This window comes from Geodermatophilus arenarius (genome assembly GCF_042654585.1).
GTDB lineage: Bacteria > Actinomycetota > Actinomycetes > Mycobacteriales > Geodermatophilaceae > Geodermatophilus > Geodermatophilus arenarius.
The window spans coordinates 75,289-98,200 of the sequence record NZ_JBHSGR010000001.1; the positions used below are offsets into that span (position 1 = coordinate 75,289).

The following is a 22,912-nucleotide window of genomic DNA, read 5'->3' on the forward strand; positions in this document are numbered from 1 at the left end:
CTCGTCGGTGCTCGACGGGTCAGTCCGTCGGCCGGACGCCCGAGCGTCCACGTCGGCCGACGCGTCCGGCACCGCTCGGCCCGGGTACGGGCACGGAGGACCACCAGGCAGGTAGTGGTGGACGCACGCGGTCGCCGGCGAGTAGACCGAACCCCTCACCCGAGTGGAGGGAGCGAGCCATGACCACCACCAGCGGCCAGGAGGCCGGGCAGGTCACCGGCACCCAGGACAAGGACTACAACCTCATCTGGTTCACCGAGCAGTGCCTGAGCAACGCGCTGCGGCTGGAGACCTACATCCAGGACGCCGACCGCGACGGCGACGGCGAACTCGCCGAGCTCTTCCGCAAGGCCCAGGCGGACAGCCGCAAGGGCGCTGAACGGGGCAAGCAGCTGCTCAGGTCCCGGCTCGGCGGCTGAGCCGACCGGTCGGACGGGCCCCGGGGAGACGCGGCACCGGTCTCCCCGGGGCCCGTGGTGTCACGGGCGGACACACCGGCGGTCCCCGCGAGGACACGGTCGGCCCGGCGCCGGCCGCCGGGCCGGGATGGTCGACGCGGCGTGTCGCGCGCGGCCGCACGAGAGCGCAGTGCCGGTCGCCCGGGACGGCGACCGGCACGGGACGCCCCTCAGCCGCCGAGGACGATCCGGAACGTCCCGCGGGAGCGGAAGTCCAGCCCGGCGCCCTCGAACTCCTCGATGTGGATCTCCCCCGACGCGGAGGCGAACTCGCCGGTGCCGCCGGTCACGGCCCAGCTGCTCGGCTCCCGCAGCACCGGGGCCGTGATGCCGGTGCGGCTCACGCCCTGCACGGTGAGCGAGCCGCGCGGCCCGACGTTGGTCGCGGTGCAGTGCAGCACCGTGCTGTCGGCGGCGAGGTCCACCTGGTGGAACACGCAGTGGCCCCGGTCGGTGGCGTCCCCGAGGCCGCCCGTGCTGGTGTTGGTGTAGACGAGCTCGTCCCCGAGCGAGGGCACGCCGTTGGCGTCGTGGTCGAGGAAGACCTCCTCCACCCGGTCGGTCTCGAAGGTCCCCTCGAGGACCTCGCCCTCCGGGGCGGCCGCCGCGCCCGCCGGCCACACGACCACCCCCGCGACGAGGGCGGCGGAACCGGCGAGGGCGAGGCTGGTGCGCTTCTTCGGGGTGCGCATGGCGTCCACCTCCGGGGTGAGCGGGGATGCGGGGACACCGGCCGCGTCTGACCGGACACCGGGGTCAGCTCGCCCCGACGCTAGGACCGCGCCGTTCCCCGGAGAAGACACGAAGGTCCCCGCCGGAGGGTCCGCGGCTCCCTCAGGTCGCCCCGGGCGGACCGGCGAGCACCGTGGGGACGTACTCCAGCAGCTGGAGCCGGCCGTCGAACAGGCGGCTGTCGACCAGGTCGAGAGCGACGTCGGGATAGCCGTCGTAGACGCGGTCGGTCCCGGTGGCGCCGGTGATGACCGGGAAGACGACGACGCGGTAGCGGTCCACCAGGCCGGCGGCGAGCAGCGACCGGCACAGGCTGACGCTGCCCACCGTGCGCAGCGGTCGCGTGCCGCGCTCCTTCATCGCCCGCACGGCGGCCACGGCGTCGCCGTCGACCAGCTCGGTGTTCGCCCACGACAGCGGCGCGCGCAGGGTCGAGGAGAAGACCACCTTCGACATCGCCGTCAGGCCGGCGAGACCGGGGTCGTCGGGGATCTCGGCGGCGAAGCCGGACATCAGCCGGTACGTCGTCGCCCCCATGAGGACGGTCTGCTCCAGGGCGCCGTCCTGCCCCAGCCAGCCGAGGTACTCGGGCCCCTCCATGCCCCAGTAGCCGGGCCAGCCCCCCGCGGCCCCGTAGCCGTCGAGCGAGACGATGAAGTCCACCACCAGGTCGGACATCGGGCTCTCCTCCCCGTCCGCAGCGTGCACGGTGGTGACCGGCCGGAGGACGGGGACTCGTCGCCGGGTGCATCCGGGAGGCGGCCCGCGCACGAAGATCGTCCGTGAGCACGATGCCGGCGGACCCGCGGTGGGTCCTGCAGCCGTTGACCGACGCGGGCCTGGCGGGCGACCAGGTCAGCGACCTCGTCTTCCGCCTCGCCTTCGGCACCGTCGTCGACCCCGGCCGGCTCGACCCCGCCCACCTGGGCTCCCTGGTCGACGACCAGCCCGTGCACGTCCGTCGGGCGTGGCTGGAGGTGCTGGACCGGATGACGACGGGATCCGCCGGCTGACGGGAGCGGCGTGGGGTTCCTCACGGGCGCGGGACCGGCGGTAACCCGGCGGTGACACGACGCGCGTCGGGCGGAAACGAACGTCGGCGAGTGTCGGGCGCCGCCGACCGCGCAGCCGACCCGAGCGAGGACCCCGATGACCTTCCCGTCCCCCACCCGCTCCCCTCTCCGGCGGGCCGCCGCGGCGACCTCCGCCGTGGGCCTGGCCCTGGCCCTGGGCGCCTGCGGCGGGTCCGACGACCCCGGCGGACCGGGGGGATCCGGCGAGGACGGCTTCGGCGAGCTGTCCGTCCAGCTGTCCTGGATCAAGAACGCCGAGTTCCTCGGCGAGTACGTGGCCGACACCAACGGCTACTACGCCGACGCCGGCTTCTCCTCGGTCAACCTCGTCGCCGGCCCCTCGACCGGCGTCGCCGAGCTGGTGCAGGGCTCGGTCGACGTCGCGCTCAGCGACGCCGTCTCGGTCGGCACCGCCGTCGCCAACGAGGACGCCCCGGTCCGGATCATCGGGACGACGTACCAGAAGAACCCGTTCACGATCCTGTCGCTGGCCGACGGCGGGGACATCGCGACGCCGCAGGACATGGTCGGCAAGCGGATCGGCGTCCAGGACTCCAACACCAGCCTCTTCCAGGCGCTGCTGGCCGCCAACGGCATCGACCCGGGCCAGGTCACCGTCGTCCCGGTGCAGTACGACCCCTCCGTGCTGGTCAACGGCGAGGTCGACGGCTTCGTCGCCTACCTGACCAACGAGTCGATCACCGTGGCGAGCCAGGGCCTGGCCGTCACCAACCTGCCCTTCGCCGACAACGGGCTGCCCTTCGTCGCCGAGACGTTCACCGCCACGGAGCAGTCGATCGCGGAGGACCGGGAGAGGCTCAAGGCGTTCCTCGTCGCCGAGATCCAGGGCTGGACCGACGTCCTGGCCGACCCCGAGGCCGCCGTCGACGTCTGCCTGGAGAGCTACGGCGCCGACCTCGGCCTGGTCCGGGAGAACGAGGTGCAGTCGGCGCACACCGCCAACGACGAGCTGATCACCACCGAGGACACCGAGGCCGAGGGCCTGTTCACGATCACCGACGAGCTGCAGCAGGAGACCGTCGAGTCCCTGGCCGGCGCCGGCGTCGAGATCGAGGCCGACGAGCTGTTCGACCTGTCCCTCCTCGAGGAGGTCTACGAGGAGAACCCGGAGCTCAGGGACTACCGGCCCTGATGACCCGGTGACCGAGACGACCACCACGTCCGGTGCCCGGGGCGCCGCCCTGGGCACCGGCGTGCAGATCACCGGCCTGTCCAAGACCTTCTCGATGGGCACCCGCCGGGTCGAGGCGCTGTCCGCGGTGGACCTGCACACCGACCGCGGCAGCTTCCTCTCCCTGCTCGGCCCGTCGGGCTGCGGCAAGTCCACGATCCTGCGGGTGCTGGCCGGGCTGGAGCAGCCGACCGGCGGCTCGATCCGGGTCGACGGGAAGAGCCCGCAGGAGCTGCGCCGCGGGCACGAGCTCGGCATCGCCTTCCAGGACGCCGCACTGCTGCCCTGGCGCAGCGTGCTGTCCAACATCCGGCTGCCCTTCGAGGTGGCCGGGGTGCGGGTCGACGACGCGTACGTGCGCGAGCTGGTCGCGCTCGTCGGGCTCGAGGGCTTCGAGAAGGCCAGGCCGGCGCAGCTGTCCGGCGGCATGCGCCAGCGCGTGTCGATCGCGCGGGCGCTGGTCCTCAGACCGTCGGTGCTGCTGCTCGACGAGCCGTTCGGCGCCCTGGACGACATGACCCGCCAGCGGCTCAACCTCGAGCTGCTGCGGATCTGGACCGAGAAGCCGGCGACCACCCTCATGGTCACCCACGGCATCACCGAGGCGGTGTTCCTCTCCGACCAGGTGGCGGTCATGAGCCCGCGGCCGGGCCGCGTGCGGGAGGTCATCGACGTCGACCTCCCCCGCCCGCGGACGCCGGAGATGCAGCGGACGCCGGAGTTCCACGCCTACGTCGACCGGGCGTCGGAGCTGCTGTTCGGCACCGGCGCGGGGACGGACGGGGACGGCGGGTGAGCGGCGTCCGGCTGCCGTCCTGGGCGGTCGGCGCGCTCGGGTCGGCACTGGTCGTCGCGCTGTGGTGGCTGGCCGCCGTCACGGTGCTGTCCGACGTCGGCGCCGGCTCGGTCGACGCGGTCCCCACCCCGCCCGACGTGGTGGCCCAGTGGGCCGCCGACGGCTGGGCGTTCTACGGCCGCAACCTCGGCGTGACGCTGGAGGAGGGCGCGCGGGGCTTCCTGTGGGGCAACGGGCTCGCACTGCTGCTGGCCGCCGTCGTCCTGGTGGTGCCGCGGACCGAGGGCGTCGTCACGCAGCTGGCGACCATCACCTACTGCGTGCCGATCGTCGCCGTCGGCCCGCTGGTGCTGATCATCACCGGCGCCCCGGACGTCGGCGAGGCCTCCGGGACGGCGGTCTTCCTCGCGGCGCTGAGCTGCTTCTTCACCACCGTCGTCGGCACGCTGCTCGGCCTGCGCGCCGCCGACCGGGCCGCGCTCGACGTGGTCGCCGTCCACGGCGGCGGGGCGCTCACCCAGCTGCGCAAGGTCCGGCTGGTCGCCGCGCTGCCGGGCGTCCTCACCGCGCTGCAGATCGCGGTGCCGGCCTGCTTCCTGGGCGCCGTCCTGGGCGAGTACTTCGGCAAGGTCGACGTCGGCATCGGGCCGGCGATGACCGCCGCGCAGCAGGGCCTCAACCCGGCGCGGGTGTGGGGCATCGCGCTGGCCTCCGGTGCGGTGGCGATCGTCGGCTTCGCCCTGCTCGGGCTGGTCGCCCGGTTCGTGACCCCCTGGTCGAGAGGACGGCAGGCCTGATGGCGCAGACGCCCGGCGGGCCCCGGACGGCGGCCGCGCCGGTGGACGCCGCGGCCCGGCGCGGGGAGGTCCGGCGGCAGGCCACCCGGGCGGTGCTGCGCGCGCTGGGGCGCTCGCTGCTCACCTCCCTCGGGACGCTGGTCGTCGTCGGGGTGCTGTGGGTCGGCGTGATCGAGCTGTTCGGCATCTCGTCCTACGTCGCCAAGGGCCCGCTGGACGTGTGGGCATACCTGGTCACCGACGACGACGCCGGCGAGCACCGGTCGCTGCTGCTCGACCGGCTGGGCACCAGCCTGGGGCACGCCCTGATCGGCTTCGTCGCCGGCCTGGCGGCGGCGTTGCTGGGCGCGACGGCGTTCCGGCTGTCGCGGGGCGTGGAGCACGCGCTCATGCCGATCGCGATGCTGCTGCGCTCGGTGCCGCTGGTCGCGATGGCGCCGCTGATCATCCTGGTGTTCGGCCGGGACGTCGCCACGGTCGCGGTGGTCGCCGGGATCGTCGTGCTGTTCCCCGCGCTGGTGACGATCGCCTTCGGGTTGCGGTCGGCGTCCCCGCAGGTGCTCGACGTCGTGCACGTGTACGGGGGCGGCCCGCTGACCGCGCTGCGGAAGGTGGCGCTGCCCGCGTCGCTGCCGGCGTTCTTCGCCGCCGTCCGCGTCTCCGTGCCCGGCGCGCTCACCGGGGCGCTGCTGGTCGAGTGGCTGGCCACCGGCGACGGCATCGGCTCGGCGATCCAGACCGCGTACGCGCAGGTGCAGTTCTCGCTGGTCTGGTCGGCGGTCGTGGTGGTGACCGCGGTGTCGCTGGTGCTCTACAACCTCGTGCAGATCGGGGAGACGGTCGTGCTGGCCCGGATGGGGATGACGCCGGGCGAGGGCACCTGAGACGGGGGCCGTCCGTCCTCCCACCTCAACGTATAGCGCCCCCCGGGGCTTGCGGCAAGGCCCGGGTCGGGGCCCACACTCGCCCGCCGTGACCCCCCTGAGCACCACCGTGTTCGCCCTCCCCGACGACCTCGCCGCCAAGGCGGACCCGGCGCTGGTCGCCGACGACGCCGCGCACCTCGCCGCCGTCGCGGCGAGCCTCGAGCGGACCGTCGCCGAGCTGGGCGACCGCCTCGACGCCGAGCGCCGGTCCCCCGGCGGCCACGGCCAGGCGGCGCTGGACCGGGACCTGGAGGTGCACCGGCTCACCTCCCGGCTGCGGACCCTGCGCCGCTTCGGCCTGGACCTGTGCCTCGGGCGCACGGTGCCCGCGGACGGCGGCGAGCCGGTCTACGTCGGGCGGCTCGGCCTCACCGACGGCGCGGGCCGCCGGCTGCTGGTCGACTGGCGTTCCCCGGCCGCCGCGCCGTTCTTCGGCGCCACCCACGCCGACCCGATGGGGCTGGCCAGCCGCCGCCGGTACCGCTGGACCCGCGGCCGGATCACCGACTACTGGGACGAGGTGTTCATCCCCGACGGGCTCCGGGGGCACGCCGCGCTCGACGACCAGTCCGCGTTCATCGCCAGCCTCGGCAGCGACCGGTCGGACCGCATGCGGGACGTGCTCGCCACCATCCAGGCCGACCAGGACGCGATCATCCGCGCGGGCTCCCGCGGCGCGCTCGTCGTCGACGGCGGCCCGGGGACGGGCAAGACCGTCGTCGCCCTGCACCGCACCGCCTACCTCCTCTACTCCGACCCGCGCCTCGGGCACCACCGGGGCGGCGTGCTGTTCGTCGGCCCGCACCAGCCCTACCTGGCCTACGTCTCCGACGTCCTGCCCGGCCTCGGCGAGGAGGGCGTGCGGACCTGCACGCTGCGGGACCTGGTGCCCGAGGGGGCGACGGCCGGTGTCGAGGCCGACCCGCACGTGGCCGGGCTGAAGGCGTCCGCGCGGATGGCCGAGGCGGTCGAGGCGGCGGTGCGCTTCCACGAGGAGCCGCCGTCCCGCGGGACGACGGTCACGACCCCGTGGGCCGACGTGTGGCTGGGCCCCGACGACTGGGCCGAGGCGTTCGAGGCGCCCGACCCCGGCACACCGCACAACGAGGCGCGCGGGCAGGCGTGGGAGGCGCTGGTCTCCATCGTCGTGGACGCGCACGACGACGAGGACGCCGAGCCGGACGAGGTGCGGCGGGCGGTGCGGCGGGACGGCGACCTGCGTGCGGCGTTCGACCGCGCCTGGCCGCTGCTGGAGGCCGCCGACGTCGTCGGGGACCTGTGGTCGGTGCCGGCCTACCTGCGCCGGTGCGCGCCCTGGCTCGCTGCCGACGACGTCCGGGCGCTGCAGCGCGCGGACCCGCGGGCGTGGACGGTGTCGGACCTGCCGCTGCTCGACGCGGCGCGGCAGCGGATCGGCGACCCGGAGGTGGAGCGGCGGCGGCGCCGGCACGACGCGGTCGTCGCGGCCGAGCGCGAGCGGATGGCCGGCGTCGTCGACGAGCTGATCGCGGCCGACGACTCCGAGCTGCTGCTGATGACCTCCCTGCGCCACCAGGACCTCCGCGACGCCCTGGTCGACGAGGCCGCGCTGCCCCAGGCCGACCCGGACGTGCTCGCCGGCCCGTTCGCGCACGTCGTCGTCGACGAGGCGCAGGAGCTGACCGACGCGGAGTGGCAGGTGCTGCTGCGCCGCTGCCCGTCCCGCAGCCTCACCGTCGTCGGGGACCGCGCGCAGGCCCGGCACGGGTTCCCGGAGTCATGGGAGGAGCGGCTCGGGCGGGTCGGCCTCCCCGACGTGCGGCTGGCCTCGCTGACCGTCAACTACCGCACGCCGGAGGAGGTCATGGCCGAGGCCGCACCGGTCATCCGGGCCGCGGTCCCGGACGCCAACGTGCCGACGTCGGTCCGCAGCACCGGCGTCCCCGTCACGCACGGGTCCGCCGCGGACCTGCGGGCGGTCGTGGACGGCTGGCTGGCCGCGCACGCCGAGGGCGTCGCGTGCGTCATCGGCGACCCGGCGTTCCCGGCGACGTCGCGCGTGCGGTCGCTGACGCCGGTGCTGGCGAAGGGGCTCGAGTTCGACCTGGTCGTCCTCGTCGACCCCGACCGGTTCGGCGAGGGGATCGAGGGAGCGGTCGACCGGTACGTCGCGATGACCCGGGCGACGCAGCGGCTCGTCGTCCTCACGAGCCGCTGACGGCGGCGCGGGCCCCGCGGGACGGGGCCCGCGCCACGGGTCAGCGGAGGGTGGCGGTGTCGATGACGAACCGGTAGCGGACGTCGGAGGCGAGCACCCGCTCGTAGGCCTCGTTGACCCGCTCGGCGGGGATGACCTCGACCTCGGCGCCGATCCCGTGCTCGCCGCAGAAGTCGAGCATCTCCTGGGTCTCGGCGATGCCGCCGATCATCGAGCCGGCGTAGGTGCGCCGGCCGCCGATCAGCGACATGGCGTGCAGGCTCAGCGGCTCGGCGGGCGCCCCGACGTTGACCAGCGCGCCGTCCACGGCCAGCAGCGACAGGTGGGCGTCGAGGTCGATCGGCGCGCTCACCGTGTTCACGATCAAGTCGAACCGGCCGGCCAGCCGCGCGAACGTGTCCGGGTCGCTGGTGGCGGCGTAGTGGGTGGCGCCGAGCCGCAGGCCGTCCTCCTGCTTCTTCAGCGACTGGGACAGCACCGTGACCTCGGCGCCCATCGCGGCGGCGAGCTTGACGGCCACGTGGCCCAGCCCGCCGAGACCGACGACGGCGACCCGCCGGCCCGGCCCGGCGCCCCAGCGGCGCAGCGGCGAGTACGTGGTGATGCCGGCGCACAGCAGCGGCGCGGCCGCCGCGGGGTCGATGCCGTCGGGCACCCGCAGGACGAAGCCGGCGTCGACGACCACGTGGGTGGAGTAGCCGCCCTGGGTGGTGGTGCCGTCCCGGTCGGTGCCGGCGTAGGTGGGCACCATGCCGGCCAGGCAGTACTGCTCGTCGCCGTTGCGGCAGTTCGCGCACTCGCCGCAGCTGTCGACCATGCAGCCGACGCCGACGCGGTCGCCGACCCGGTGGGTGGTGACGTCGGCGCCGACCTCGGCGACGACGCCGACGATCTCGTGGCCGGGGACGACGGGGAAGGGCTGCGGGCCCCAGTCGCCGTTGACGGTGTGGATGTCGGAGTGGCAGATGCCGGCGTACTCGATGGCGATGAGGACGTCGTCCGGGCCGACGTCGCGGCGCTCGATGGTCGTGGGGGCCAGGGGCCGGCCGGCGGCCGGGGTGGCGTAGGCGGTGACGCGCATGAGGGTGCTCTCCGTTCTGGGGGCCGTCGGTCGACGGCGGGGCGGCGGCGTGCTCCTCGTCGGTGACGGGGGTCAGCCAGTGGACGGCGGCGTGCTGGTCGTCGGCCTCAGGGGCGCAGCAGCGCCTTGATGGCGCGGCGCTCGTCCATGGCGCGGTAGCCCTCGGCGGCCTGCTCCAGCGGGAGCTCGAGGTCGAAGACCCTCCCGGGGTCGATGGTGCGGCTGCAGATCAGGTCGATCAGCTCGGGCAGGAACCGGCGCACCGGGGCGGGGCCGCCGTGCAGGTGGACGCCGGAGAAGAACAGCTCCTCGCCGGGCAGCGAGACGTCGTGGCTGACGCCGACGTAGCCGACGTGGCCGCCGGCGCGGGTGGCGCGGATCGCCTGCACCATCGACTCCTGGGTGCCCACGGCCTCGATCACCGAGTGCGCGCCCAGCCCGCCGGTGAGCTCCTCCAGCTCCGCCACGCCCTCGTCGCCGCGGGAGGTGACGACGTCGGTGGCGCCGAACTCGCGGGCCAGCCGCTGCCGGTCCTCGTGCCGGCTGAAGACGACGACCCGCTCGGCGCCGAGCTGCCGGGCGGCCAGGACGCCGAGCAGGCCGACCGCGCCGTCGCCGACGACGGCGACCGTCCTGCCGGGGCCGGCCTCGGCGGCGACGGCGGCGAACCAGCCGGTGCCCAGCACGTCGGAGGCGGCGAGCAGGCCGGGGACCAGGTCGTCCGACGGCAGGTCGGGGGTGGCGACGAGGGTGCCGTCGGCCAGCGGGATCCGCGCGTACTGCGCCTGCGCGCCGGTCGGGGCGCCGGGCTGCCGGTTGACGCAGTGCGTCTGGTAGCCGGCGCGGCAGATCTCGCAGGTGTTGTCGGAGGCGAAGAAGGAGCCGACGACGAACTGCCCGGGCCGGACGGTGCGGACCTCGCTGCCGACCTCCTCGACGACGCCGACGTACTCGTGCCCCATCGGCGACGGGCCGGCCACCGCCTCGATGCCGCGGTAGGGCCACAGGTCCGAGCCGCACACGCAGGCGGCGGCGAGCCGGATGACGGCGTCGGTGGGCTGCTCGATCCGCGGGTCCGGGCGGTCCTCGACGCGGACGTCGCCGGGGGCGTACAGGACGGCTCCTCGCACGGTGCTGCTCCTCGTGGGTCGTTCGGGGTGTGCACCCCACGGAACCCCCTCCGGCGCACGCGCGGGGGGTCGGCCTTGTGGGGGTACTGGCACGACCCCCCTGGCCCGGCGGGCCGCCGTACCGTCGAACGAGTGGACAACCGCGCCGACATCCGCGACTTCCTGGTCAGCCGGCGCGCCCGGATCAGTCCGGAGCGGGCCGGGCTGCTGCCCGGCGGCGGACGCCGGAGGGTGCCCGGGCTGCGCCGCGAGGAGGTCGCCGTCCTCGCCGGGGTGAGCACCGACTGGTACACCCGGCTGGAGAAGGGCCACATCGCCGGCGTCTCCGAGGACGTGCTCGAGGCCGTCGCCCGGGCGCTGCGGCTCGACGAGGCCGAGCGCACCCACCTGTTCAACCTGGCCCGCGCCGCCACCCGCCCGGCCCGCACGCCGCAGCGTCGCGGCAGGGCGCGGATACAGCCGCGGGTGCAGTGGATGCTCGACTCGATGACGGGCTCGGCCGCCCTCGTCGCCAACGGCCGCCTGGACGTCCTGGCGACCAACGCCCTCGGCCGGGCGCTGCACTCACCGCTGTTCGACGGTCCGCGGCGGCCGGCGAACTTCGCCCGCTTCCAGTTCCTCGACCCGGGTGCGCGCGACTACTACGCCGACTGGGAGCTCGCCGCCAACACCACCGTCGCGCTGCTGCGCGGGGAGGCCGGCCGCCGCCCGCACGACGCGCAGCTGCGCGAGCTGGTCGGGGAGCTGTCCACGGTCAGCGAGGAGTTCCGGGTCCGCTGGGCGGCGCACGACGTCCGCATCCACCACAACGGTGCCAAGCGGTTCCGCCACCCCGTCGTCGGCACGCTCGACCTGGGCTACCACACGTTCGACCTGCCGGCCGAGGACTCCGCGGACCTGCGCATGACGATCTACACCGCCGAGCCCGGCACGCCGTCGGAGGACGCCCTCAGGCTGCTCGCCAGCTGGGCCGCGACCGCGGGACAGGAGCAGCCCGGCGCGGCGGCCGACCGCGTCTGACCCGGCGGGTGTCGTCCGGTCGGCCGGCCGGACTGCCGATGCGGGTGGCGTGGACACCGAGCAGCGCACCGTCCTGGTCACCGGGTGCTCCTCCGGGCTCGGCCTGGAGACCGCCGTCGAGCTGGCCCGCCGCGGCCGGCACGTCGTCGCCTCGATGCGCGACCCGGGCCGGCGGGCGGCGCTCGACGCCCGCACCCGCGAGGCGGGGCTGGAGCCGCTCGACGTCGTCCAGCTGGACGTGACCGACGCGGAGTCCTCCCGGCGGGCGGTGGAGGAGACCCTCGGTCTCACCGGTGGCCGGCTCGACGCGCTGGTGAACAACGCCGGCACCGCCAGCGGGGGCGCGTTCGAGGACACCGACGAGGACGAGTGGCGCCGGGTCCTCGACACCAACCTGCTCGGCGCCCTGCGGCTCACCCAGCTCGTGCTGCCGGTCATGCGGCGGCAGCGGTCCGGGCGGCTGGTCCTCGTCTCCAGCGACTCCGCCCGCTACGGCAACCCCGGGCTGTCGCTGTACTGCGCGTCGAAGTGGGCGCTCGAGGGCTGGGCGGAGTCCCTGGCCTACGAGGTCGAGCCGTTCGGCGTCCGGGTGGTGCTGGTCGAGCCGGGCAACTACGACACCGCGATCTGGGCGACGACGCCCCGTGTCACCCCGCCCGGCAGCCCCTACACCGGCCTGCTGCAGACCGTGGAGCGGTTCGTCGAGGAGGAGCACCTCCCCCGCTCGCGCGACCCGCGCGAGGTGGCCCGCGCCGTCGCCCGCGCCCTGGACGCGGACCGCCCGCGGTTCCGGGTGACCGTCGGGCCGGACGCGAAGCTGGCCGCGGTGTTGGACAAGGTGCCGTACCGGGTGGCGGCCGCCGCCGTCCGCCGGGTCACCGGCCTGCACCGCTGGAAGCCCTGAGCTCCGCGGGCGGGTCCGCCGCCCGCGGCGCAGGCTGACCCCGTGCGACGTCCCCTGCTGACCGCCTCGACCGCCGTCGGGCTGACCGCCCTGGTCGGCTCGGCCGGGACCGACGTCGGCTCGTCCTGGTACCGCGGGCTCGACACGCCGCGCTGGCAGCCACCCGGCCCGGTGTTCGGGATCGCGTGGACGGCGCTGTACGCGCTGCTGGCGTTCGCCGGCGGACGCCTCCTGGAGCGGGGCGACCCGGCGGACGCCCGGGCCCTCGCAGGCAACCTCGTGCTGAACGCGGGCTGGACGTGGGCCTTCTTCCGCGCCCACCGGCCCCCGCTGGCGGCGGCGGAGGCGGCGCTGCTGGCGGCGTCGACGGCCGACCTCACCCGGCGCGCCGGCCGGGTGGACCGCGCCGCCGGTCGGGCCCTGCTCCCCTACGCGGCGTGGACGGCGTTCGCGACGGTGCTCAGCGCCGAGATCGCCCGCCGCAACCGCCGCTGACCGGTCTCATCCGCCCGCGGCCTCGGCGGCGACGTCCACGAGGGCGTCGAGCACGCGGCGCACGACCAGCCGCTCGGCGGTGTCCGGCCGCAGCAGCGCGTCGACCTGCCGTCCGGCCCGCACCCCCGCCAGCGGCAGCAGCCGCACGCCGGGGTGGCCGCCGCGGGTGAACCGCGGCAGCAGCGAGATCCCGTGACCGGCGGCCACCAGCGCCTCGACGACGGAGAAGTCGTTGATCCGGTGGGTGATCCGCGGCGCGGTGCCCGACCCCGCGGCGACGGCGGCCAGCACGGTGGCGACCGGGAAGCCCTCGCGGACGGCGATCCAGTCCTCGTCGACCAGGTCCCCGGGCCGCACCCGCGACCGGCCGGCCAGCGGGTGGTCGCGGGGCACGGCGACGTCGAGCGGCTCGCGCAGCAGCGGGACGACGCGCAGCCCCGGGGCGGGCCACTGCGTGCCGTCGGGCCGGTGGGCGACGACGACGTCGACCCGGTCGGTGAGCGCGGGGAACTCGTCGAGCGCGACGTCCTCGTCCGAGCACTCGACGGTGATCCCGCCGAGCTCGCGCACCCGGGTCAGCAGCGGCGGCAGCAGCAGCTGGGCACCGCTCTGGAACGCCGACACCCGCACGGTGCCCTCGGGACGCTCGAGGAAGGCGGCGCAGGCGGCCCGCGCCCGCTCGACGGCGACCGCGACGTCGACCGCCGCCTCGGCCAGCGCCTCCCCCGCCGCGGTCAGCCGCAGCCCGCGTCCGATCCGCTCGGTGAGCGGCACCCCGGCCTCCCGCGAGAGCGCGGCCAGCTGCTGGGACACCGCCGACGGCGTCAGGTGCAGGACGGCGGCCGCGGCGGTGACGCCGCCCTGCGTCCGCACCGCGCGGAGGGTCTGCAGCGCGCGGACGTCCATGCAGCGACGCTACATCGTCGTGTCACGAGATCTCGCTGGTGCTGGAAGGTTGCAGGGCGCACGCTCGACGGCGTGCCGACCCGCGACCGCCTGCTCGCCCTCCTCGTGGCCGTCGTCTGGGGACTGAACTTCCCGGCGATCCACCTGTCGCTCGAGCAGTTCCCGCCGTTCTTCCTCGTCGCGCTGCGGTTCGCGCTGGTCGCCGTCCCGACGGTGCTGCTCGTGCCGCGGCCCGGCGTCCCGTGGCGGTGGGTGCTCGGGTACGGCACCGGCTTCGGCGTCCTGCAGTTCGTCTTCCTCTACGTCGCGATGGACACCGGCATGCCGACCGGCCTCGCCTCGCTGGTGCTGCAGTCCTCGGCGCCGTTCACGGTCGTGCTGGCCGGGCTGCTGCTCCGTGAGCGGCTGACGGGGCGGCAGGCGGCCGGGGTCGCGCTCGCCGTCGTCGGCCTGGCCGGCATCGCCGTCCACCGGGCCGGGTTGGACGGCGGCGCCACGCTGCTGCCGGTGCTGCTGACGCTGTGCGGCGGGCTCGGCTGGGCGCTGGGCAACCTGTGCAACCGGCAGGCGCGCCCGGCCCGCCCGTTCCGGCTGATGCTCTGGATGACCGTCGTGCCGCCGCTGCCGATGCTCGCGCTGTCGCTGGCGACCGAGGGCCCGGCCCGCATCGGCGCGTCGCTGACGACGCTCGGGACGACGACGGGGCTGCTCGCGCTGGCCGGCCTGCTGTTCACCGTCGTGGTCGCCACGCTGCTCGGCTCCGGCATCTGGACGGCGCTGATGAGCCGGCACCCCTCGGGCACCGTGGCCCCGTTCTCGATGCTGGTGCCCGTCGTCGGGATGGGCTCGGCGTGGCTGTTCTTCGGCGAGCGGTCGCCGCTGGTCGAGCTGGCCTGCGGCGCCCTCGTCGTGGCCGGCGTCCTGTTCGGCAGCCGGCCGCCCCGGACCCGGCCGGCACCTCGCGTCCTGGAGCACTCCACCGCCTGACCGGACCAGCCCTGCACCGCGCTCCGGGACCGACCTCGACCTGCCGCCGTGCCGAACGCCCGGTCCCGGCCCTCTCCCGGGGGGTTCCCGCGACACACGGGTGAACAGCACCGGCATTCGTGGACGTACGGAACGGCCCGGGTCAGGATTGAGGGCGCAGTGACAGCTCAGGGGGAAGCATCCATGGACAAGAGGCGACGCGGGGTCCGATCCGCCCGGTTGATCCCGGGGCTCGGCGCCAGCGCGTGCGCGCTCGGGATGGCGGCCGCGCTGGCCGCGGTCTCCGGGCCGCCGGTCGCGGGTGCGGTCGGAGCGGACACGACGTCGGCCGACGCCGAGGCCCGGCGGGGCGGTTCGGGCGACGACGGCCTGCCCGAGGGCGGCCCGCTGGTGATGCCGAGCATCGGCGTCACCGCGCCCGGGTTCGAGGACGGCTGGGCCCCCGCGGCCGCCACCCGGGCCACCCCGGACGACGACGCCGACGACTCCTCTCCCGGCACCCTCCCCCGGAACTCGTTCCCGCGCGGGTCCAGCGACGACCGGTCCCTGCCGACGGAGGTCCCGTTCGATCCCGCGCCCCTCGACCCCGAGCCCGCTGTCCCGGCCCCTGCCACTCCGGCGCCCCGAGCGCCCGCCCCGGCTCCCGTGGCTCCCGCGGTCGAGGCGCCGGCGGACCGGCCGGCTCCGGTCGAGCAACCGCCCGCCGAGCAGCCTCCCGCCGATCAGCCTCCCGCACCGGCGGACCCCGCGCCGCCGGCACCGGAGCCGGGCGAGGAGCCACCCGCGGACCAGCCGCCGGTCGAGCAGCCCCCGGTCGAGCAGCCGGTCGAGCAGCCGGTCGAGGAACCGCCCGCCGAGGACCCGCCCGCCGAACAGCCGCCGGTCGACGAGCCGCCCGCTGACCAGCCGCCCGCCGACGAGCCGTCGTGCGGGGACACCGGGACCACACCGGACCCGGCCACCGACCCGACGGCCGCCCCGACCACGGACCCGACGACGGATCCGGCGGCGGCCCCGGCCACCGACCCGGCCACCGACCCGGCCACCGACCCGGCCACCGACCCGGACGCCACCACGCCCGGGTGCCCGCCGGTCCCGGCCTGCCCCGAGCCGCCTGCCGACCCGTCCACCGCGGAGTCCCCCGAGCCCCCGGCGCCGGAGGGGTGCACCGCGGCGGAGTCCCCCGCCGGCGAGCCCGCCCCGGCTCCCTGAGCCGGGCGCGGACCGCTCAGTCCAGGTCCCGGACGTACCAGACCTCGCGCAGCCGCCGGCCTGCCCACTCGCGCTCGAGCACCTCGCCCGTCGGCCGCCACCCGGCCCGCTCGTAGAAGGCGCGCGGGCCGGCGTTGCGCTCCTCGGTGCGCAGCCGGGCGCGGTCCCACCCGGCCGTCCGCAGCAGGTCCAGCACGGCCGCCAGCAGCGCCCGCCCGGTGCCCCTGCCCTGCTCGGCGGGGTCCACGTAGAGCAGCGCGACCTCACCGGTCGCGACGTCGGCCCGCCCGAACCCGACGACGACGCCGTCCCGCTCGGCCACGAGGAACCCGTCCGCGGCCACCCGCTCCCGCCAGAGGGGCACGTCCGGCTCGGCCAGGACGTCGCCGAGGAACGCCGACCACGCCGCCCGCCCGGCCCGCGCGTGCACCCCCGCGACGGCGGCGGCGTCCGCGGGACCCGCCGGCCGGATGACCACCTCGCCCACGGCCGCAGTCTGACCCCGCCGGGCGGCGCGCTGGGGCACAGCCGAGGATGGGGCGTGCCCATCGACGCCACCACCAGCTACACCGCCGCCCCCGACCGCGTGTTCGCCGAGCTCACCGACGAGGTCTTCCTGCGCGAGGTCGCCCAGGCCCTGGACGCCGAGGTGCGCGAGGTCTCGAGCGAGGCGAACGGGGCGGGCACCACCACCCGGGTTCGGCTGTCGGCGCCGACGACGGGCATCCCGCCGGTCTTCGCCCGCTTCGTGGGCAGGACGGTCCCGGTCACCGAGACCACCACCTGGCGGCCCGACGGCGACGGCGGCTACCGCGGCGCCCTCGACCTGCGCGCCGAGATCATGGGCCGCGAGGCGCGGGTCACCTGCGAGCGCCGGCTGACCCCCGCGGCCGGCGGCACCCGCGCCACCGTGACCGGCGACGCCAGGGTCGACGCCCCGCTCATCGGGCGCCAGGCCGAGGGCGCGGTCCGCGACCTGGTCACCCAGGTCGTGCTGCGGCGCGAGCACGAGGTGCTGCAGCGCCGCCTCGGGGAGAGCTGAGCTCAGGGCGCGTCCGAGCCCCAGCGCGCCACGTCGCCGCCGGCGCCGTCGACGAGCACGTACTCCGCGGCACCGGGCGGGTCCTCCGCGCGGTGGCGGGCGACGACGTCGACGGCCTCGGTCTCGGCGGCGGTCGCGTCGGCGGCGTCCCACTCGTGCAGGACGGCGCCGTCACCGGTGGTCAGGCGGAACTGCGGCATGGCCGGACGGTAGCCGCGGGCGCCGCCCACTGCCTGCTCACGCCAGTCCGGCCAGGGCGCGGACCAGCACGTCGCGGGTGTCCGCGGGGTCGACGACGTCGTCCACCTCGAACGCCGACGCCACGTTGAGCGCCCTGCCCTGCGCGTAGGACGCCGCGACCAGCTCGGCGAACCGGGCGTCGCGGTCCCCGGGCGGCAGCGCCGCCAGCTCGCGCCGGTACCCGAGCCGCACCGCCCCCTCCAGGCTCATCGGCCCGAACTCGCCGGTCGGCCAGGCCAGCGTGAGCAGCGGGACCTGCAGGTCGCCGCCGAGCATCGCCATCGCGCCCAGCCCGTACGCCTTGCGCAGCACCACCGCCAGCAGCGGGACGCGGAGCTGCGCCCCGGCCACGTACAGCCCGCCGAAGCGGCGCACGGTGCCGGTGCGCTCGGACTCCGGGCCGACCATGAACCCGGGGGTGTCCACCAGCGACACCACCGGCAGCCCGGCCGAGGAGCACAGCCGCAGGAACGCCGCGGCCTTGTCCGCCGACTCGCCGTCGATCGCCCCGCCGAGGTGCCGCGGGTCGTTGGCCACGAACCCCACCGGCCGCCCGTCCAGGCGGGCCAGCGCGGTGACGATCCCGCGCCCGAACGACGGCCGCAGCTCCAGCACGCTGCCGTCGTCGGCGAGCGTGGCGACCACCGGGCGCACGTCGTAGCTGCGCACCCGGTTGGCCGGCAGGGCCGTCCGCAGCGGCCGCTGGTCGGCGGCCTCCCCCGGCACGACCCGCCCGGTCAGCAGCCCGACCGCCTGCCGCGCGGCGGCCACGGCCGCGGCGTCGTCGGGCACCACGACGTCGACCACGCCGTTCGCCGCCTGCACCGCCGTCGGCCCGACGTCCTCCGGCGCGACGACGCCCAGCCCGCCGGCCTCGATCATCGCCGGGCCGCCCATCCCGATGCTGCTGTCCTCGGTGGCGATGACGACGTCGCAGCAGCCGACCAGCGCGGCGTTGCCGGCGAAGCAGTACCCCGAGACGACGGCGACCGTGGGCACCCGCCCGGCCAGCCGCGCCATCGTGGTGAAGGTCGGGACGTCGAGCCGGGAGAAGCCACCGCCGTCGGTGTCGCCGGGTCGTCCGCCGCCGCCCTCGGCGACCAGCACGACGGGCAGGCCGCGCTCGGTGGCGACCTCGAGCAGCCGGTCGGTCTTGCGGTGGTTGGTGCGGCCCTGGGTGCCGGCCAGCACGGTGTAGTCGTAGACGAGGACCGCGCACGGCACGCCGCCGACCTCGCCGACGCCGGTGACCATGCCGTCGGCCGGCGTCCGCGCGACCAGCTCCGCCAGCGTCCGCCGCGCCCGCTGGGCGGCGATGCCGAGCTGGCCGTACTCGACGAAGGTGCCCTCGTCGACCAGCGCCGCCACCGTCTCCCGCGCGGTCATCCGCCCCGCCTCGTGGCGGCGGGCGACCGCCTCGGGCCGGGCGTCGTCGAGGGTGGCGGCGCGCCGCTCGTGCAGCTCGGCCAGCTCGGGGCGGACGGCGTCCGGGTCCTCCCCGCCCGGCCCGCCCCCGGCGTCGCCGGCCTCGCCGGGGACGACCCCGCCGAGCACGGTCCCCGCCGTGACGACGTCGCCGACCCGCACGGCCAGCCCGGTGACCACGCCGGCGGCCGGCGCGGGCACGACGTGCTCCATCTTCATCGCCTCGAGCACCAGCAGCGTCGCCCCGGCGGCGACGGCGTCGCCGTCGGCGGCGGCCACCTCGACCACCGCACCCGACAGCGGCGCGGTCACCGGGAGCACGCCGTCGACGGCCGCCGCGACCTCGGCCGGGCGGTCGGGCACCAGCCCGGCCAGGCGCGCGTCGACGAGGTCGGTGGTGGCGCGGCCGCCGGCCACCTCGGGGAGGTCCAGCAGTGCCGCGAGCAGGTCCGCGCTCACCGGCACCCCGGCGACGTCGAGCTCGGCCAGCGCGCGGCGGCAGCCGGCCAGCGCCCGCGGCAGGTCGCGGTCGGCGACGACCACCTTGGCCAGCAGCGAGTCGTAGCGCGGGCCGACCTCGTCGCCGGCGACCACGCCGGTGTCCACCCGCACGCCGCGCCCGGTCGGCGGCACGAACCGCTCCAGCCGGCCGGCGCCGGGGTGCACGGTGCCGTCGGGCAGCAGCGTCTCGGCGTTGACCCGCGCCTGCACGGCGGCCCCGCGGGACGGCGGCGGCGCGGACAGCCCGAGGTCCGCCAGCGTCGCGCCCTCGGCCAGCCGGATGCCGACCTCGACCAGGTCCAGCCCGGTGACCTCCTCGGTCACGGTGTGCTCGACCTGCAGCCGCGGGTTGACCTCGAGGAAGGCCACCTCGTCGCCGCGGACCTCGTCGTGGCGGACCAGGAACTCCACGGTGGCCAGCCCGCGGTAGGCCAGCGACCCGCACAGCGCGGTGGCGTACCCGGCCAGCCGGGCGCGCAGGCCGTCGTCGAGGCCGGGCGCGGGCGCGACCTCGACCAGCTTCTGCCGCCGCCGCTGCAGCGAGCAGTCGCGGTCGCCGAGGGCCACCACGGCCGTGCCGTCGCCGGCCACCTGCACCTCGACGTGCCGGGCGCCGGTCAGCAGCCGCTCGACGTACACCGCGCCGTCGCCGAACGCCGCCCGCGCCTCCGAGCGGGCCCGCTCCAGCGCGGCGGGCAGGTCCGCGGGGTCGCGCACCGGGCGCATCCCGCGGCCGCCGCCCCCGGCCACCGCCTTGACCATCCCCGCGCCGCCGTCGCCCAGGCCGGCGAGGAAGGCGGTCGCGGCGGCGAGGTCGGTGTCGCCGTCGGTGGCGGCGAGCACCGGCAGGCCCAGCTCGCCGGCGCGGGCGCGGGCGGCGGTCTTGTCGCCGAGCAGGGCGAGCGCGGCGGCGTCCGGGCCGACGAACGCGATCCCGGCGTCCGCGCAGGCGCGGGCCAGGTCGGGGCTCTCGGCGAGGAAGCCCCAGCCCGGGTGCAGCCCGTCGGCGCCGGCGCGGACGGCGGCCCCGACGACGGCGCCGACGTCCAGGTACGCCGCCGGTCCGGTCCCGGGCAGCCGGACGACCTCGTCGGCGCGGCGGGCGTGCAGGCTCCCGGCGTCGTCCTCCGGCGCGACGGCGACGGTGGACAGGCCCAGGGCGGCGGCGCTGCGGAACACCCGGACGGCGACCTCGCCGCGGTTGGCCACCAGCAGGCGGGTGATGCTCATCGGCGCCGGAGTCTAGGTGGCGCCGGTCACGCCGCGACGCCGTCCCGGGGAGCGGACCGCGCCGTCGGCGGGCAGGCTGCGGTCATGACGACGCCTGAGCCGGACCAGCCGCAGCCGCGCGACATCGCCCTCGAGATGGAGGACGCGGAGACCGAGGCCTCCCTGGAGGCGCAGAGCGACCCGGAGCCGGCGCAGGACGGGACCGACTGAGGGCGGGACGCCGGCTCCTCCACCGGCGTACCGTCCGCCCATGTCCGCCGACACGGGTGCAGGGCGGCTGGTCGCCGGCCGCTACGCGGTCACCGGGATGCTCGGCCGCGGCGGGATGGGCGTGGTCTGGAGCGCGACCGACCAGGTGCTGGGCCGGCCCGTGGCGCTCAAGGAGGTGACCTTCCCGGCCCACCTCGGCGACGACGAGCGCGCGGCGCTGCGCGACCGCACGCTGCGGGAGGCCCGGGCGGCGGCGCGGCTGGTGCACCCGTGCGTGACCACGCTCTACGACGTCGTCGAGGAGGACGGCCGGCCCTGGCTGGTCATGGAGCTCGTCGACTCCCGGAGCCTGCAGGAGATCGTCGAGCGGCAGGGCCCGCTGCCCTGGCCCACGGTGGCCCGCATCGGCCTCGACGTGCTGGCCGCGCTGGAGGCCGCGCACGCCGCCGGGATCGTGCACCGCGACGTCAAGCCGGCCAACGTGCTCGTCGGCCGCGACTGCGCGGCGCACCTCACCGACTTCGGCATCGCGGTCGCCACGGGCGGGCCGTCGATCACCACGTCAGGGGCGATCATCGGCTCACCGTCCTACATGGCGCCGGAGCGGGCGCGGGGCGAGGAGCCCGGCCCGGCGGTGGACCTGTGGTCGCTGGGCGCCACGCTCTACACCGCCGTCGAGGGCCGGCGGGCCTTCGACCGGCCCGAGTCGATGGCCACGCTGCTGGCCGTCGTCTCCGAGGACCCCGCGCCGGCCGAGCGGGCCGGCCCGCTGGCGCCGGTGCTCGAGGGGCTGCTGACCAAGGACCCCGCGCGGCGCTGGGACGTCGCGCGGACGCGCGCCGCCCTGCAGGCCCTGGCCGAGCGGGCCGGGCCGGCCGCGGCGCCGGCGTGGACCCCCGCCGCCGAGGACCCCGGCACCCGCCACGACGGCCCGCGCCTCGCCCCCGGGGACCGGGTCGAGCGCTTCGACCTCGAGGACCTGCGCGGGCTGGCCGCGGGGCTCGGCGCCGTCGCCCGCGACGCCCGGGACCAGGCGCGGTACCTCGCCGACCGGCGCCGGGAGCGGCGCGCCGAGCGGCACGCCAGGGCCGCCGCTCCCCCGCCGGCACCACCCCCGCCCCCGCCCCCGCCGCGGCCGGCGCGGCGGCGGCGGTTCCGGCGCCGCTGGGTCGTCGTGCCGGTGCTGATCGCGCTGCTCGCCGTGCTGGCCGCCGTCGGCGGGGTGCTGGCGCTACTGGCCGCCGCGGTCGGCGTGTGGTGAGCGGTCCAGCCGCGTGACGTCCAGCCGCTGCGCCGCCACGTAGTACAGCGTCGCGCCCTGCGGGACCGGGGTGTCCCAGGCGGGGCTGACCCGCAGGTCCTCGGCGGTCCGCAGCGCCAGCACGGTGGCGCCGTGGTCGCGGCCGAGGGCGGTCTGCCACTCGCCGAACGTCCGCGGCCGCGCCCCGGCCGGCACGCGCAGCGAGTAGGTGTTGCCGTGCCCGCCCGCCGTCATGAGCTCGTTGTAGATCTCGGTCAGCCCGGGGTCGGCCGCCTCCTCCGACAGCAGGAAGGGCATGTGCCACTGCACGACCTGCACGCCGGGGTTGACGTAGCGGAGGGTGTCGCGCCGGCCCAGGTCGCGGACCGCGGCGACCATGTGCACCCGCGGGTTGGCGTGGTCGACGGCGACCGCGATGGCCAGGGTCTCGTTGTCGTCGCGGCCGTCGACGACGACCGTGCGGGCGCGGGCCACGCCGGCGCGGTCCATGACGTCGGCGTGCGTGAGGTCGCCGCGGACGAAGGAGACCGCCGCCTCCTCGGGCATGGGGTTCACCGTCACGTCGTCGTGGGCGCACAGCGCGATGCGGGTGCCCGGCTCGACGGTCAGCTCGGTGACGATCCGCTCGGTCCGCCCCGGGGTGTAGCCCAGCACGACGACGTGGTCCCGGAGGTCCAGGCCGACCACTCCTCTCAGTCGCCTGCCCCGCGCGGTCTGCAGGGCGGTGGCCAGCTCGGTGAACAGCAGGGTCAGCGTGACGATCCCGCCGACGACGACGTAGGCGCCGACGACCCGGCCACCGACCGACGACGGGTACAGGTCGCCGTAGCCGACGGTCGCGGCGGTGATGACGAAGTACCACCAGTAGCTCTCCGGCGCCGCGATGCCGGTCCCGGCCGGCTCGACCAGCGCCATCGCCGCCCAGCTGGTGAGGAACACCAGCAGGATGACCGCCAGCGGCAGGCGCCAGCCCGAGAGCCGGACACGGAGGGCGCGGAGCAGCCGCTGCAGGACGAACACCAACGGGCTGGCTCCCTCGACGGCCGGGCGGACACCGCAACCTACCGTCGGCCGGCGCCGGCAGGCGTCCCCCGCGA

Annotated in this window: 24 protein-coding genes; 15 read left to right on the top strand and 9 right to left on the bottom strand. The window is 76.5% G+C overall.

What is annotated here, in order from left to right:
* Positions 1 to 179 precede the first annotated feature (179 nt).
* A complete protein-coding gene (locus ACFO3M_RS00370) occupies positions 180 to 419 on the top strand; it encodes a hypothetical protein (protein WP_387984865.1) in 240 nt (79 codons plus the stop codon).
* Positions 420 to 628: 209 nt separating this feature from the next.
* On the opposite strand, the gene ACFO3M_RS00375 is transcribed toward ACFO3M_RS00370, so the two are convergent.
* Positions 629 to 1,150, bottom strand: coding sequence for a hypothetical protein (locus ACFO3M_RS00375; protein WP_387984868.1), 522 nt, complete (start codon positions 1,148 to 1,150; stop codon positions 629 to 631).
* A 142-nt stretch (positions 1,151 to 1,292) separates the two neighbouring features.
* Complete coding sequence (locus tag ACFO3M_RS00380) at positions 1,293 to 1,868, bottom strand: dihydrofolate reductase family protein (protein WP_387984871.1); 576 nt, start codon at positions 1,866 to 1,868, stop codon at positions 1,293 to 1,295.
* Between the two features lie 104 nt (positions 1,869 to 1,972).
* Here ACFO3M_RS00380 and ACFO3M_RS00385 point away from each other — a divergent pair, with 104 nt between their 5' ends.
* The 6 genes from ACFO3M_RS00385 to helR all read left to right on the top strand — a co-directional run bounded on the left by ACFO3M_RS00385 (position 1,973) and on the right by helR (position 8,171).
* Positions 1,973 to 2,203: a hypothetical protein gene (locus ACFO3M_RS00385; RefSeq protein ID WP_387984873.1), complete on the top strand. Its 231-nt coding sequence runs from the start codon at positions 1,973 to 1,975 to the stop codon at positions 2,201 to 2,203.
* Positions 2,204 to 2,339: 136 nt separating this feature from the next.
* Positions 2,340 to 3,416, top strand: a complete 1,077-nt coding sequence (locus tag ACFO3M_RS00390; protein WP_387984875.1) for an ABC transporter substrate-binding protein — start codon at positions 2,340 to 2,342, stop codon at positions 3,414 to 3,416.
* A 7-nt stretch (positions 3,417 to 3,423) separates the two neighbouring features.
* Positions 3,424 to 4,251 carry an ABC transporter ATP-binding protein gene (locus tag ACFO3M_RS00395; protein ID WP_387984878.1) on the top strand — a complete coding sequence of 276 codons (828 nt, stop codon included), beginning with the start codon at positions 3,424 to 3,426 and terminating at the stop codon, positions 4,249 to 4,251.
* The gene (locus ACFO3M_RS00400; protein ID WP_387984881.1) at positions 4,248 to 5,048 is read left to right on the top strand and encodes an ABC transporter permease; all 801 of its coding nucleotides are present in this window, start codon (positions 4,248 to 4,250) and stop codon (positions 5,046 to 5,048) included. The genes ACFO3M_RS00395 and ACFO3M_RS00400 overlap by 4 nt, the downstream gene beginning before the upstream one ends.
* Entirely contained in the window at positions 5,048 to 5,932 is an 885-nt protein-coding gene (locus tag ACFO3M_RS00405; protein ID WP_387984884.1) for an ABC transporter permease, read from the top strand. Before ACFO3M_RS00400 ends, ACFO3M_RS00405 begins: the two co-directional genes overlap by 1 nt.
* Positions 5,933 to 6,020: 88 nt before the next feature.
* Positions 6,021 to 8,171 (top strand): RNA polymerase recycling motor ATPase HelR, encoded by a 2,151-nt coding sequence (gene helR / locus ACFO3M_RS00410; RefSeq protein WP_387984887.1) that lies wholly within the window; start codon positions 6,021 to 6,023, stop codon positions 8,169 to 8,171.
* A gap of 40 nt (positions 8,172 to 8,211) precedes the next feature.
* On the opposite strand, the gene ACFO3M_RS00415 is transcribed toward helR, so the two are convergent.
* Together ACFO3M_RS00415 and ACFO3M_RS00420 are read right to left on the bottom strand one after the other, a co-directional pair.
* On the bottom strand, positions 8,212 to 9,252 hold the full coding sequence (locus ACFO3M_RS00415) for an NAD(P)-dependent alcohol dehydrogenase (RefSeq protein ID WP_387984890.1): 1,041 nt from the start codon (positions 9,250 to 9,252) through the stop codon (positions 8,212 to 8,214).
* Positions 9,253 to 9,359: 107 nt separating this feature from the next.
* Positions 9,360 to 10,382 carry a zinc-dependent alcohol dehydrogenase family protein gene (locus ACFO3M_RS00420; protein WP_387984891.1) on the bottom strand — a complete coding sequence of 341 codons (1,023 nt, stop codon included), beginning with the start codon at positions 10,380 to 10,382 and terminating at the stop codon, positions 9,360 to 9,362.
* A gap of 132 nt (positions 10,383 to 10,514) precedes the next feature.
* On the opposite strand from ACFO3M_RS00420, the gene ACFO3M_RS00425 reads away from it, so the two are divergent.
* Genes ACFO3M_RS00425 through ACFO3M_RS00435 form a run of 3 tightly spaced genes read left to right on the top strand, consistent with a single transcriptional unit; the run spans position 10,515 to position 12,801 of the window.
* Positions 10,515 to 11,402, top strand: coding sequence for a helix-turn-helix transcriptional regulator (locus ACFO3M_RS00425; RefSeq protein WP_387984894.1), 888 nt, complete (start codon positions 10,515 to 10,517; stop codon positions 11,400 to 11,402).
* Between the two features lie 49 nt (positions 11,403 to 11,451).
* Positions 11,452 to 12,306 (top strand): SDR family oxidoreductase, encoded by an 855-nt coding sequence (locus tag ACFO3M_RS00430; RefSeq protein ID WP_387984897.1) that lies wholly within the window; start codon positions 11,452 to 11,454, stop codon positions 12,304 to 12,306.
* A 42-nt stretch (positions 12,307 to 12,348) separates the two neighbouring features.
* Positions 12,349 to 12,801 (top strand): TspO/MBR family protein, encoded by a 453-nt coding sequence (locus ACFO3M_RS00435; protein ID WP_387984900.1) that lies wholly within the window; start codon positions 12,349 to 12,351, stop codon positions 12,799 to 12,801.
* A 6-nt stretch (positions 12,802 to 12,807) separates the two neighbouring features.
* Here the strand turns inward: ACFO3M_RS00435 and ACFO3M_RS00440 are convergent, their stop codons facing one another.
* Entirely contained in the window at positions 12,808 to 13,707 is a 900-nt protein-coding gene (locus ACFO3M_RS00440; RefSeq protein WP_387984903.1) for a LysR family transcriptional regulator, read from the bottom strand.
* A 72-nt stretch (positions 13,708 to 13,779) separates the two neighbouring features.
* On the opposite strand from ACFO3M_RS00440, the gene ACFO3M_RS00445 reads away from it, so the two are divergent.
* Positions 13,780 to 14,694 (top strand): EamA family transporter, encoded by a 915-nt coding sequence (locus ACFO3M_RS00445; RefSeq protein ID WP_387984906.1) that lies wholly within the window; start codon positions 13,780 to 13,782, stop codon positions 14,692 to 14,694.
* Between the two features lie 219 nt (positions 14,695 to 14,913).
* On the top strand, positions 14,914 to 15,906 hold the full coding sequence (locus ACFO3M_RS00450; protein WP_387984908.1) for a hypothetical protein: 993 nt from the start codon (positions 14,914 to 14,916) through the stop codon (positions 15,904 to 15,906).
* 16 nt (positions 15,907 to 15,922) lie between these two features.
* Here the strand turns inward: ACFO3M_RS00450 and ACFO3M_RS00455 are convergent, their stop codons facing one another.
* Complete coding sequence (locus ACFO3M_RS00455; RefSeq protein ID WP_387984911.1) at positions 15,923 to 16,393, bottom strand: GNAT family N-acetyltransferase; 471 nt, start codon at positions 16,391 to 16,393, stop codon at positions 15,923 to 15,925.
* Positions 16,394 to 16,447: 54 nt separating this feature from the next.
* Here ACFO3M_RS00455 and ACFO3M_RS00460 point away from each other — a divergent pair, with 54 nt between their 5' ends.
* Positions 16,448 to 16,948: a DUF2505 domain-containing protein gene (locus tag ACFO3M_RS00460; RefSeq protein WP_387984914.1), complete on the top strand. Its 501-nt coding sequence runs from the start codon at positions 16,448 to 16,450 to the stop codon at positions 16,946 to 16,948.
* A 2-nt stretch (positions 16,949 to 16,950) separates the two neighbouring features.
* Here the strand turns inward: ACFO3M_RS00460 and ACFO3M_RS00465 are convergent, their stop codons facing one another.
* Positions 16,951 to 17,148, bottom strand: coding sequence for a hypothetical protein (locus ACFO3M_RS00465; protein ID WP_387984917.1), 198 nt, complete (start codon positions 17,146 to 17,148; stop codon positions 16,951 to 16,953).
* A 37-nt stretch (positions 17,149 to 17,185) separates the two neighbouring features.
* Positions 17,186 to 20,344: an acetyl-CoA carboxylase family protein gene (locus tag ACFO3M_RS00470; RefSeq protein WP_387984920.1), complete on the bottom strand. Its 3,159-nt coding sequence runs from the start codon at positions 20,342 to 20,344 to the stop codon at positions 17,186 to 17,188.
* 84 nt (positions 20,345 to 20,428) lie between these two features.
* Between ACFO3M_RS00470 and ACFO3M_RS00475 the strand changes: the two genes are divergently transcribed.
* Positions 20,429 to 20,554 carry a hypothetical protein gene (locus tag ACFO3M_RS00475; protein WP_387984923.1) on the top strand — a complete coding sequence of 42 codons (126 nt, stop codon included), beginning with the start codon at positions 20,429 to 20,431 and terminating at the stop codon, positions 20,552 to 20,554.
* A 40-nt stretch (positions 20,555 to 20,594) separates the two neighbouring features.
* Entirely contained in the window at positions 20,595 to 21,815 is a 1,221-nt protein-coding gene (locus ACFO3M_RS00480; protein ID WP_387984926.1) for a serine/threonine-protein kinase, read from the top strand.
* Here ACFO3M_RS00480 and ACFO3M_RS00485 read toward each other — a convergent pair.
* Entirely contained in the window at positions 21,786 to 22,835 is a 1,050-nt protein-coding gene (locus ACFO3M_RS00485) for an NAD-binding protein (protein ID WP_387984929.1), read from the bottom strand. The genes ACFO3M_RS00480 and ACFO3M_RS00485 overlap by 30 nt on opposite strands.
* Positions 22,836 to 22,912 lie beyond the last annotated feature (77 nt).

Excerpts from the sequence above, each read along its gene's own strand:
- ACFO3M_RS00440 (WP_387984903.1), bottom strand. The coding sequence starts at position 13,707 with ATGGACGTCCGCGCGCTGCAGACCCTCCGCGCGGTGCGGACGCAGGGC.
- ACFO3M_RS00475 (WP_387984923.1), top strand. The coding sequence starts at position 20,429 with ATGACGACGCCTGAGCCGGACCAGCCGCAGCCGCGCGACATCGCCCTC.
- ACFO3M_RS00390 (WP_387984875.1), top strand. The coding sequence starts at position 2,340 with ATGACCTTCCCGTCCCCCACCCGCTCCCCTCTCCGGCGGGCCGCCGCG.
- ACFO3M_RS00470 (WP_387984920.1), bottom strand. The coding sequence starts at position 20,344 with ATGAGCATCACCCGCCTGCTGGTGGCCAACCGCGGCGAGGTCGCCGTC.
- ACFO3M_RS00375 (WP_387984868.1), bottom strand. The coding sequence starts at position 1,150 with ATGCGCACCCCGAAGAAGCGCACCAGCCTCGCCCTCGCCGGTTCCGCC.
- ACFO3M_RS00480 (WP_387984926.1), top strand. The coding sequence starts at position 20,595 with ATGTCCGCCGACACGGGTGCAGGGCGGCTGGTCGCCGGCCGCTACGCG.
- ACFO3M_RS00370 (WP_387984865.1), top strand. The coding sequence starts at position 180 with ATGACCACCACCAGCGGCCAGGAGGCCGGGCAGGTCACCGGCACCCAG.
- ACFO3M_RS00405 (WP_387984884.1), top strand. The coding sequence starts at position 5,048 with ATGGCGCAGACGCCCGGCGGGCCCCGGACGGCGGCCGCGCCGGTGGAC.
- ACFO3M_RS00380 (WP_387984871.1), bottom strand. The coding sequence starts at position 1,868 with ATGTCCGACCTGGTGGTGGACTTCATCGTCTCGCTCGACGGCTACGGG.
- ACFO3M_RS00465 (WP_387984917.1), bottom strand. The coding sequence starts at position 17,148 with ATGCCGCAGTTCCGCCTGACCACCGGTGACGGCGCCGTCCTGCACGAG.
- ACFO3M_RS00415 (WP_387984890.1), bottom strand. The coding sequence starts at position 9,252 with ATGCGCGTCACCGCCTACGCCACCCCGGCCGCCGGCCGGCCCCTGGCC.